This window comes from Streptomyces sp. ISL-36 (assembly GCF_018614205.1).
Lineage (GTDB): Bacteria > Actinomycetota > Actinomycetes > Streptomycetales > Streptomycetaceae > Streptomyces.
The window spans coordinates 1-11287 of the sequence record NZ_JAGGOS010000206.1 but is presented as its reverse complement, the minus strand read 5'-3'; the positions used below and the strand labels follow the sequence as shown (position 1 = coordinate 11287).

7 protein-coding genes and 1 pseudogene are annotated in these 11287 nt (G+C 72.2%); 4 read left to right on the top strand and 4 right to left on the bottom strand.

What is annotated here, in order from left to right:
- A pseudogene (locus J7E93_RS36070) lies at positions 1-873 on the bottom strand (hypothetical protein); the annotation flags it as partial.
- A 203-nt stretch (positions 874-1076) separates the two neighbouring features.
- Between J7E93_RS36070 and J7E93_RS36065 the strand changes: the two are divergent.
- A complete protein-coding gene (locus J7E93_RS36065) occupies positions 1077-2549 on the top strand; it encodes a PP2C family protein-serine/threonine phosphatase (protein WP_215074261.1) in 1473 nt (490 codons plus the stop codon).
- A 214-nt stretch (positions 2550-2763) separates the two neighbouring features.
- Here the strand turns inward: J7E93_RS36065 and J7E93_RS36060 are convergent, their stop codons facing one another.
- Positions 2764-4257, bottom strand: a complete 1494-nt coding sequence (locus J7E93_RS36060; RefSeq protein ID WP_215074260.1) for a hypothetical protein — start codon at positions 4255-4257, stop codon at positions 2764-2766.
- Positions 4258-4491: 234 nt separating this feature from the next.
- Between J7E93_RS36060 and J7E93_RS36055 the strand changes: the two genes are divergently transcribed.
- The 3 genes from J7E93_RS36055 (at position 4492) to J7E93_RS36045 (ending at position 10243) form a co-directional block, all read left to right on the top strand.
- Positions 4492-5616 (top strand): aminoglycoside phosphotransferase family protein, encoded by a 1125-nt coding sequence (locus tag J7E93_RS36055; RefSeq protein ID WP_215074259.1) that lies wholly within the window; start codon positions 4492-4494, stop codon positions 5614-5616.
- A 349-nt stretch (positions 5617-5965) separates the two neighbouring features.
- Complete coding sequence (locus tag J7E93_RS36050; RefSeq protein ID WP_215074262.1) at positions 5966-7888, top strand: N-acetylmuramoyl-L-alanine amidase; 1923 nt, start codon at positions 5966-5968, stop codon at positions 7886-7888.
- A gap of 165 nt (positions 7889-8053) precedes the next feature.
- Positions 8054-10243, top strand: coding sequence for a terpene synthase family protein (locus tag J7E93_RS36045; RefSeq protein WP_215074258.1), 2190 nt, complete (start codon positions 8054-8056; stop codon positions 10241-10243).
- Between the two features lie 55 nt (positions 10244-10298).
- On the opposite strand, the gene J7E93_RS36040 is transcribed toward J7E93_RS36045, so the two are convergent.
- Positions 10299-10667: an RNA-binding S4 domain-containing protein gene (locus J7E93_RS36040; RefSeq protein WP_215074257.1), complete on the bottom strand. Its 369-nt coding sequence runs from the start codon at positions 10665-10667 to the stop codon at positions 10299-10301.
- 16 nt (positions 10668-10683) lie between these two features.
- The gene (locus tag J7E93_RS36035; RefSeq protein ID WP_215074256.1) at positions 10684-11184 is read right to left on the bottom strand and encodes a hypothetical protein; all 501 of its coding nucleotides are present in this window, start codon (positions 11182-11184) and stop codon (positions 10684-10686) included.
- Positions 11185-11287 lie beyond the last annotated feature (103 nt).

The following is an 11287-nucleotide window of genomic DNA, read 5'->3' as shown; positions in this document are numbered from 1 at the left end:
CGGACGCCGCGCGCCCCGAACCGGCCTGAGGCAGCGCCTGTTCCGCCGCAGGCGCGGACACCTCGCCCCCAGAACCAGCCCCAGGCGGCACGTGTTCGCCGCAGGCACGGACGCCGCGCGCCCCGAACCGGCCCCAAACGGCGCATGTTCCGCCGCAGGCGCAGGGATCGGCGTCGCTCCTGCCGGGGGCGTCGCGGCCCGAGCGGGTGTCCCGGCCGCGGGGCCGTGCTCCGGGGTGAGGAACAGCGCCCCGGCGGCGTCGGCCTGTGCCGCCGCCTCCGCGTGGAGGTGGGGCCATGGGGGCCGGGCGCCCGTGCGCCAGATCGAGGCGAGGGCGCGAAGGTACTCCGGGGTCGCCGGTTCGCCGCGCCGGGCGGCCGGGGCGACGCGGCCGTACAGGAGCGGGCCGGGGCCGACGGACAGGAGGCCGGGGGTGGCGGCCAGCCGTTCCCAGGCCTCCGCGTCCGCCACGAGGTCCACCACGACCGTCGTCGTTCCCGCCCGTCGCACGGCGAGTTCGCCGGCGAGCCAGTGCCAGGGCAGTCCGGTGTACCGCAACGTCGTCGCCGTGCTGCGGGCCAGCGCGAGGTGCGGCAGCCGCTGCTTGCGGTCCAGCTGGAGCTGGCCCGCGAGGTAGAGGGCCAGCGGCCCCGGCGACGCCGCAGCGGCGCGCAGCCGGGTCAGGACGGTCTGCGGGTCCAGCGGGTCGGCCAGTTCGACCACCGTCGCCACCTGTGTGCCGGTCAGCGCGCCCGGCGGCACCGCCGCCAGCGCCGGCAGGACGGACGTCGCGTCCACCGCCCGGCCCCGCCCCGCCGGGGCCGCTGCCAGCAGCACCGCCGTACCCACCGTGCCCAACTCGTCGTTCACCACACCAGCACCGTAACCTTCTCACCGGCATGATCCGTTACCACCCCGATGGCCGGTAATCGGCGGGCCTTTGACATATGCCAGAAGCACCACCGTATCGAGTGTTGCCAAATCCCTTACGAGCTGTCTCCGCCTGTGCAACAGTCGACTCCGGGCCTTGTTCCTCGTTCGCAACCGGCCGCGCCGCGCCTGTATCGGAGTACGACATGCCGTCCCATCTGTTCGCGGACCGTCCCGCCCAACCGCCCGAGCCCGGCATGGTGGACGCGTTGATCTCGCAGACCCGCCGTCTGCGCGGTGACGTGGACGCCGTACGCCGGGACGCCGTCTTGGACGAGGACGATCCCCGCAACCGCTGGCAGCGCGCCCTGTGCGATCTCGCCGTACATCAACTCGACGACCTTGGCGCCCAGTTGGGGCAGCTCAAGGCCGGTGTACCGGATGAGCTGCCGGCCACTCCCGGGACGGAACCGGAGAACGCGGCCGAGGTCGCCTCGGATCCCGGCGCCGCCTACGGCGAGCCGGACGCCTCCGCCCGGACCGGCTCCCTGCTCAGCCGCGTCGGCAGCGCCGAGTGGAACCTCCTCACCGACGAGGTCAGCTGGTCCGAGGAGCTCCACCAGATCTTCGGCCGGACCCAGGACAGCGGCCCGATGTCGCTGGACGAGCTCCCGTCGGTGGTCTTCGCCGAGGACCAGCCCCTTCTGCAGGCGATGGTGACGGACTGTCTGATCGACGGAAAGCCGATCGACGGCGAGTTCCGTATCGTCCGCACCGACGGCAGGGTCCGCACCCTGCACATGATGGGCGAGCCCGTCCTCGACGCCGACGGCTGCACCGCCTCCATGTGGGCCGTCTTACGGGACGTCAGCGAACTGCGCCGCAGTGAACGCGCGGTCCGCGAGTCCCGCGACTCCCTCCAGCGCCGTCGCCACATGGAGCGCACCGAGCGCCGGGTCGCGGTCGAGCTCCAGGAAGCCGTCCTCCCTCCCTGGCGCGGTTCGCTCCGCTTCGCGCACGGCGGTCCCGGCGCGCCGCTCGACGTGGCGGCCCACTATCTGCCCGCCGCGTCGACCGGACTGATCGGCGGCGACTGGTACGACGCCCTCGCGCTCCCCGACGGGGACGCGCTTCTGACGGTCGGCGACCTCACCGGGCACGGCGTCTCCGCCACCTCCTCCATGGCCATGCTGCTCGGCGCGCTGCGTGGCATGGCGGTGGCCGGAATCCGCCCGGGCGCGCTGATGGGCCATCTCAACCAGCTGCTGGAGACCTCCGTGCAGCCGGCGCTGGGCAGCGCGATGTGCTGCCGCTACGACCCGGCGAGCCAGACGCTCTCCTGGGCGCAGGCGGGACACCCCGCCCCGCTGCTCTTCCGCGACGGGACGGGGCGCGCTCTTGCGCGGCCGGACGGCGTGCTCCTGGGAGCGACGGCCGGGGCCGCGTACGAGGAGGCCGAGATCCGGCTGCTCCCCGGTGATCTGCTGTTGCTGCACACGGACGGGCTGACCCGGCGCGGCGGGACGGACGATTCGGGTACGCGGCGCCTCCTCGCGATGGCGCCACGGCTGACGGGGGCGCGGGACGCGCAGGACTGCGTACGGTCGGTGGTCGAGGAGTTCGGCGAGGCACCGGGCGAGGACGACGCCTGTGTGATGGTGGTCCGGGTCGGTCAGTAGGGGTACGGAGGGGTTCGAGGGTCGGCAGGGGCGCGCGGGCGCCCCTGAGGGCATACCGGCGGAGCCGGTGTGCCTGTTTCGTGCGCGTATGCGCGTGCGTGCGGGCATGGGCACCTGCCTGCACCGCTGCATGACGTGACGGTGCGTTGCGGGCCCTACGGACGCAAGGGTGTACGGGTGTTCATGCGGTGGGTGGTGGCCGGCGCCCGCGGCCTCAGATCTCGCCGGTCCTCGGCCGCTTGGCGGCGGGCTTGGGCAGCGCGAGCGCGATCTCCTCGCGCAGGTCCTCGATCTTGGCGTAGCCGGCGTACTGCCCGGTCAGCCGGTACATCTCCCGCAGCCGGTCCCAGGTGCGGTGGGAGGAGGTGTCCCCCATGGAGACCAGGGCGAGCCGGGCGTACCGGTCGGCCTGCTCGGGGTCGTCGGCGATGAAGCACGCCGAGGCGAGCGAGATGTAGTCGAAGAGCTTGGAACGGTTGTGGCCGCTGCGGCGCAGTTCGAGCGCCAGCTTGGCGTGGCGCTGCGCCGGCACCGCGGCCGCCGGATCGTGCTCGGCGAGCGTGCGGTAGGCGAGGGCCTGCATGCCGTGCATGTCGGCGTCGTCGAAGTTCTGCATCCAGCTCGGCGGAGGCACGTCCGCCTTGTCGGAGACGAAGAGGTCCTCGGCCTCGCCGAGGGTGCGGCGCATGGCCTGGCCCTTGCCCATGGAGGCCTGTGCCCAGGCCTCGATGGTGTGGAGCATGGCCTGGGTGCGCGGCAGCACCTCCTCGCCGGAGCCGGACTTGGCGAGCTTCATCAGGTCGAGGGCGTCGTCGGGGCGGCCGAGGTGGACCATCTGGCGGGCGGCCCGCGACAGGGCCTCACCGGCGCGCGGACGGTCGCCGCCCTCCCGGGCCGCGTGGGCGGCGATGACGAAGTACTTCTGGGCGGTGGGTTCGAGGCCGACGTCGTGCGACATCCAGCCGGCCAGGACCGCGAGGTTGGCGGCGACACCCCACAGGCGTCGCTGGAGGTGGTCGGGGTGGTGATAGGCGAGCATGCCGCCCACTTCGTTGAGCTGGCCCACGACCGCCTTGCGCTGGAGCCCGCCACCTCGGGAGGCGTCCCAGGCGCGGAACACCTCCACCGAACGCTCCAGCGCCTCGATCTCCTCCGACCCGATGGGGGCGGCCTCGTAGCGGTCGAACCCAGCGGGGTCGGCATGGAGGGGATCGTGCGGACGGGGAGCGTTCGCGGTGCGTGCGGGGTCGGTGTGGAGCCAGTCGTGCATGGCGTTGCTGAGGGCGGAGCCGGCGGCGAGCACGGCGCCCGCGCCCACCAGGCCGCGTCGGTTGAGCATGAGGTCCATTCCCGTGAATTCGGTGAGGACCGCCGCCGTACGCTCGGGCGCCCAGGGCAGCCCGTCAGGGTTGTCGTTGTTCCTGACGTTCTGCCGTCTTCCGGCGCGCCCGCGTCGTACGAACCCGAGGTCCTCGATGGTCACGACACGGCCGAGTCGCTCGGTGAACAGTGCTGCCAGCACCCGGGGAACGGGGTCGCGGGGGATCTCCCCCGTGTCGATCCACCGCCGGACCCGTGAGGTGTCGGTCGCCAGCTGGGGGTGGCCCATGGCCGCCGCCTGCCGGTTGACGAGCCTCGCGAGCTCTCCCTTGGACCAGCCGGCCAGGCCGAAGAGGTCTGCCAGGCGGGTGTTGGTTTGTCCGGTCACGTCTAAGCCCCCAGGTTCTCGGCTGAGTTGACACTAACCCCCTGTCATAGGGCTGGCGACTATTCGCCAGGGTTCGCCAGGGTGCGCCCGATGTTCCGCCACCCGCGCCCGGGTGTCAGGTAGGAACGCGCCACCCCGCCCCGGCAACCGGCCCTCATTCCCCAGGGTGCGGCCCGGTGGTCGGGCGGGGCGACGCACGTAACTCGTCGGCACACGAAGGGATCTGTCTCCTCCATGTACACAGCATCGTCCTCCGTGTCCGCCCCGCCCCGGCCCCAGCACCGTTCCGTCCCGGCCGGCAGCGGACCGTATCTCGCTCCTGCCTCCCCGGCGGGCCGGGCCAGGCGCTGGGCGGGCAGTACCGCTCAGCCGCCCAGCGGCAGGATCGACCTGTCGGGCCCGCACGGCGCGCAGTTGAGGATGGCGATCGCGTCCGTCCACCGGATCTGCCCGGAGTTCAACCCGGTCCAGGTGCTGCGGCGCAGCGGCCGTTCCGTACTGATCGTCGGCACGACCGGACGGACCACGGCGGTCGCGAAGTGTTTACTGGACCACTCCCCCGCGTGGGTCGAGCGGTTCCAGCACGAAATAGCTGCTTATCGCTCCTTCGTCCGCCACCGTCCGCCGGTGCGGGCGCCGCGGCTCATCGCCGCGGACCCGGAGAACTGCACGCTGGTGATCGAGCGGATGCCCGGGCGGGCGGCGGCGCTGACGCGCCACCCCGTGGAGGCGCCGCCGCGGGCGGACCTGCGGGCGGTGCTGGGCGCGATCGTACGGCTGGGCACCTGGCGCCCGCCGGCCGGGACCTTCGACGCCCCGCTCGACTACGCGTCGCGGATCTCGCGCTACCACGAACTGGGACTGTTCACCGACCGGGACCGGGACGACCTGCAGAAGCTCCTGCACGGCCTGACACACGCAGGCGGGCGTCAGGGCATGGGCCAGTTCTGTCACGGCGACGCCCTGCTCTCCAACATCCTGCTGTCGCCCACCGGGCCGGTCCTGGTCGACTGGGAGCACGCCGGCTGGTATCTGCCCGGGTACGACCTGGCGACGATGTGGGCGGTGCTCGGTGACGCACCGCTCGCCCGGCGCCAGATCAGTCAGCTCGCCCAGCAGGCGGGGCCGGCGTCCCGGGACGCCTTCCTGGTGAACCTCATGATCGTGCTGACCCGGGAGATCCGTACGTACGAGACGGCGGTGCAGCGCACCATCAAGGAGGCGCCGCCCGCCGGTTCGGTTCCCGTCCCCTCCGGTGCGGTCTCGCCCGGCGAGGAACAGCGGCGGCTGCTGCGGCGGCTGCACGACGACTGCGCCATGGCACGGCGGGCCGTGCGCGCCGCGGTCGGCACGCGCTGAAGGCGCGCCGACCGACGACGCGGGGGAATGCTCCGCGCGCCCGGTGCCGACACATCGGGAGCGCGGGGCATCGTCGTCCCCCGGGCTCGCGCGGAATCGTCGTCGACCGGGGCCCGCGGCACCGGCATTGGTCCACTCCACTGACGCGCCGCAGGCCCGGGGACCGCCGCGGCGAAACTCCGCCGCACAGCCCCTGACATGGGCAGTTCCTTGTGAGGGCGGGTGATTGACGGATCGTCCGGAAGCCGATACCCCTGTACGGGTTCGGCCCCGCACGCCCCCTCATCACCCCCCGTTCCTGGAGGCTGCCTTGCACCGTTCCGCATCGCACAGACGGGTCCCCCGGGCGGTGGGCGCCGTGGCGTCCGCCGCTCTGTTGTTCCCTCTCCTCGCCATCGGCCCGTCGGCCACCGCCGAACCGGTCGAAGCCGGTGCGCTCCAGCAGCAGTTCGCGGCGGCGGCCGCGCGCCAGGGAGTGCCGCAGAGCGTGCTCCTCGCGGTGTCGTACCTCCAGTCGCGATGGGACGCGCACGGTGGTGCGCCGAGCGTGACCGGGGGCTACGGTCCGATGCATCTGACGGACGCGGTGACGGCCCTCGCCGAGGCGCCGCACCACTCGCACGGCGAGGAGGACGCGCGGGGCGACGACTCCCGTACCTCCAGGGTCGTCGAGGAGCAGGAGGTCGCGCCACCGACGGCGGCCCAGCTGCCGGCGCGTCTGAAGACACTGGTCCGGGCGGCGGAGCTCTCCGGGATTCCGGCGGAGGAGCTGCGGACGAGCACCGCAGCGAACATAGAGGGCGGGGCCGCGTTGCTGGCCGCCGCCCAGCGCGAGTCGGGCCGGCCGCTCAGCGCCGATCCGGCCGACTGGTACGGGGCGGTGGCGCGTTACTCGGGCGCCGACGACACCGCGACCGCGGCGACGTTCGCCAACGACGTGTACGACGTGATCCGCGGCGGTGAGACACGGACGACGGACAGCGGGCAGGTGGTCACGCTCCCGCCCCAAGCGGACATCGCGCCCGCGACCGGGCAGGTGGAGTCGCTCGGGCTGCGGACGGCGGACGCGGGGCGGACCGAGTGCCCGAGGACGGTGGCCTGCGAGTGGATCCCGGCGCCGTACGAGGAGTTCGGTGACGGGGACTACGGCAACCACGACAAGGCGAACCGGCCCGCCTCCCAGTCGATCGACTACATCGTCGTCCACGACACGGAGGCGACCTGGGACGTCACACTCAAGCTGGTCCAGGATCCGACGTATGTGTCGTGGCAGTACTCGCTGCGCTCCTCCGACGGGCACATCGCCCAGCATCTGCCGCTCAAGGACGTCGGCTGGCATGCGGGGAACTGGTTCGTGAACGCCAAGTCGGTGGGCCTGGAGCACGAGGGCTTTCTGACCGCGCCGGACTCCTGGTACACGGAGGCGATGTACCGGACATCGGCGCGCCTGGTGCGTCATCTCGCCCAGCGGTACGACATCCCGCTCGACCGGCAGCACATCCTCGGCCATGACAACGTGCCGGGGACGGTCACCTCGACGATCCGCGGGATGCACACCGACCCGGGTCCGTACTGGGACTGGGCGCACTACTTCCAGCTGCTCGGCCGTCCCTTCACGCCGAGCGCGGGCCCGGACGCGGGGGTGGTGACGATCCGCCCGGACTACACCGCGCACCAGCCGGTCTACACCGGCTGCGTGAAGGCGGGCCAGGCCTGCGCCCCGCACGGCAGCGGCGCGGTCCGGCTGCACACGGAGCCGAGCGCCGAGGCCCCGCTGGTCAAGGACGTCGGTCTGCGTCCGGGCGGGCAGGACTCGACGACCGGGGTCAATGACACCGGGGCGCGGGCGTCGACGGGGCAGCAGTACGCGGTGGCGGAGCGCCGGGGCGACTGGACGGCGATCTGGTACCTGGGACAGAAGGCCTGGTTCCACAACCCGAAGGCGCGGCCGACGGCGGTGAACGCCCGTGGCCTGGTCCTGACGCCGAAGGACGGCGCGGCGGAGATCCCCGTGTACGGGCGCGCCTACCCTGAGGCCTCGGCGTATCCGGCCGGGGTGCCGGTGCAGGCGGTGTCGCCGCTGCCGTACAAGCTGCTCGCCGGGCAGCGGTACGTGGTGGGTGACCGTACCCCGGGCGAGTACTACTTCGCTCCGGTGTTCGACACCACGGGGCACACGGTGGTCCGGGGACAGGAGGAGTACTACGAGATCCAGTTCGGTCACCGGGTCGCCTTCGTGAAGGCGGCCGACGTGCGGGTTTCCCGCGCCTGAGCGAGCTGACGGGCCGGAGTTGAGGGGTGTCGCCGCGGGGTACCGCCCGGCGACACCCTTCGGCGTTCATACGACTAATCCGGGTACGGCGTGGGCCGCACGAGCGGGGGGTAGGGCTCGGCCGGACATGGCTCACGCCCTCGCTCACCGAAAGGCCCCGCACGCATGGCTCAGCCCTTCGTACTGCCGGATTTCTACGTTCCGTATCCGGCACGGCTCAACCCCCATGTGGAGACCGCCCGCACGCACACCCGGGAGTGGGCGCGGTCGATGGGGATGCTGGAGGGCTCCGGCATCTGGGAGGAGCACGACCTCGAGTCCCACGACTACGCGCTGCTGTGCTCCTACACGCATCCGGACTGCGACGCCGAGGCCCTGTCGCTGGTCACCGACTGGTACACCTGGGTCTTCTTCTTCGACGACCACTTCCTCGAGGTCTTCAAGCGGACCCAGGACCGGCCGGGCAGCAAGGCCTACCTGGACCGGCTGCCGCTGTTCATGCCGATGGACCCGGCGGCGCCGATGCCCGAGCCGACCAACCCGGTCGAAGCCGGCCTCGCGGACCTGTGGGCACGCACGGTGCCCTCGATGTCCCGGGCGTGGCGGGAGCGGTTCGCCGAGGCCACGGAACATCTGCTGTACGAGTCGCTCTGGGAGCTCGACAACATCAACGAGGGGCGGATCGCCAACCCGGTCGAGTACATCGAGATGCGCCGCAAGGTGGGCGGCGCGCCCTGGTCCGCCGGGCTCGTCGAGTACGCGGCGGGCGCCGAGGTCCCCGAGCAGGTGGCTCACTCCCGGCCGCTGTGCGTGCTGCGGGACGCCTTCTCCGACGCGGTCCATCTGCGCAACGACCTCTTCTCCTACCAGCGTGAGGTCGAGGACGAGGGCGAGAACAGCAACGGCGTCCTGGTCCTGGAGAAGTTCCTCGGCTGCACGACGCAGGAGGCCGCCGACGCCGTCAACGATCTGCTGACCTCGCGGCTGCAGCAGTTCGAGAACACGGCCCTGACCGAGGTCCCCGGCCTCTGTCTGGAGAAGGGGCTGACCCCGGCGGAGTGCGCGGCCGTCGCGGCGTATACGAAGGGGTTGCAGGACTGGCAGTCCGGCGGCCACGAATGGCACATGCGCTCCAGCCGGTACATGAACGAGGGCCTCGACACCGGGCCTTCGGGGCTCGACGGGGTGCTGGGCACGTCGGCGCTCGACATCAGGACGCTGTTCGGCAGGCCCGCCGCCTCCCGCTTGCGCTCGCTCACGCATGTGCCGCACCAGAAGGTGGGCCCCTCGCTGCTACCCGAGTTCGATCTGCCCTACCCGCTCTCCCTCAGCCCGCACCACCGGGAGGCGAAGCGGCGGTCGGAGGACTGGGCGGAGCGGATGGGCCTCCTGGACGACATCTGGGACCGTCCGATGATGGACGGATTCGACCTCGCGCTCTGCTCGGCCGGGCTGGACCCCGACGCCACACTTGAGGAGCTGGAGCTCAGCGCCGAGTGGCTGACGTGGGGAACGTACGGGGACGACTACTACCCCCTGGTCTTCGGCCGGCCACGCGATCTGGTCGGCGCCAAGGAGTGCACCGAGCGGCTCAAGTCCTGTATGCCGGTGGAGGATCCGGCGGCCGGTCCGTCGCTCGCGGTCAGCCCCATGGAGCGCTCGCTCGCCGATCTGTGGGCACGGACGGCCGGGCCGATGGGGCCGCACGCGCGGGAGCTGCTGCGCGGCGCGATGGACCGGATGCTCGACAGCTGGATGTGGGAGCTGCACAACCAGGCACAGCACCGGGTTCCCGATCCGGTGGACTACATCGAGATGCGGCGGCGGACCTTCGGCTCCGACATGACGATGCTGCTGTGCAAGCTGCGGCACGCCGACCGGCTGCCGCCGGAGATCTACCGCACCGGCACCGTCCGGAGCCTGGAGTCCTCGGCGGCCGACTACGCGACGCTGCTCAACGACCTGTTCTCGTACCAGAAGGAGATCGAGGTCGAGGGCGAGGTCCACAACGGCGTCCTGGTCCTCCAGACGTTCTTCGACTGCGACTACCCGACGGCGGTGGCGATGGTCGACGATCTGATGCGGGGTCGGCTGCGCCAGTTCGAGCATGTGAAGGAGCACGAACTTCCGCTGCTGTACGAGGACTTCGAGCTGGACACCGAGGGGCGTGCGGCCTTCGAGGGGTACGTGCGGGAGTTGGAGGACTGGCTGGCAGGCATCCTCAACTGGCATCGCAGCGTACGGCGTTACCGCGCCGAGGACGTCCACTCGGGCAGCGGTACGGCACTGGTGCGGCGGGGCCCGACGGGGCTCGGCACATCGGCGGCGCGGCTGGCCGCGCTGTTCACTCCCTGACGCGGTGCGGGGGCGCCGGGTGTTCCGGTGGGCCCCCGCGGCCCGCGGTCCGCGGTCAGGAGGGGCGCTGGCCGCGCAGCTGGTCCAGTTCGCGGCGTTCGCGCTTGGTCGGCCGGCCGGCCCCGCGCTCACGGACGCCGGCCAGGGCCACATGCTCGCGCGGGGGCGGCGGCGGACTGTTGTCGACGTAGGCCTCGGCGGCGACGGGCGGGCCGACCCGCTTGGTGAGGAGCTGCTTCACCTCGACGATCCGCTCCCGGCCGCCGTGGAAGAGCCGCACCTCGTCACCCGGCTTCACCGGCTGGGCGGGCTTGGCGCGCTCACCGTTCACCTTGACGTGACCGGCCCGGCAGGCCGCGGCGGCCTGGGAACGGGTCTTGGTGAGGCGGACCGCCCAGATCCAGCTGTCGACGCGTGCGCTCATCGGCCCCCGCCCCCCGTCAGCCCTGCTGGAAGAGCTCGGCGGGAAGCGGCTTGAGGAGCGCGTACAGGTCGTCCGTGATCGGACGGTCCCAACTGGCGATCGTGACGAGGACGTTGTCGCTGCGGTCGAACTGCACGCAGGAGATCCGACTCTCGGAGAGCTTGAGCCGCTTCACGATCAGCAGGTTGTCACCCTGCATGACCGGCATGTCCTCGGTGTCGAGGACCTCGACCGGCTCGTCGTTCTCCAGGGCCGCGAGGAGCTGGGCGACCTCGAAGGGAATCTGCCCGTCGGCGAGCTCACGCGCCGGGGAGCCCTCGGGCAGGTTGCCGATGATCATCGCGGGGCCGCGGCCGCCGAACAGGTCGTAGCGCAGGAAGACGCCCTGGCAGCTTCCGTCGGGCGCGGGGAGCAGACCGGCGCCGAGGTTGCCGGGCCAGTCCCCCGGGTCCATGGCCAGGACGTCGAAGTCCGGGCCCGCGGGTGTGGCGGCGCTGCGGCGGCGGAGGAAGGACATACGGCCATGGTACGTGCCCGGGCGCGCGACGCGACGCGCCGGGGCCGGGCCCGAGGCCGACGCGCGAGACCCGGGGCAGGGCGGCCGGGCCGACCCACCGCTC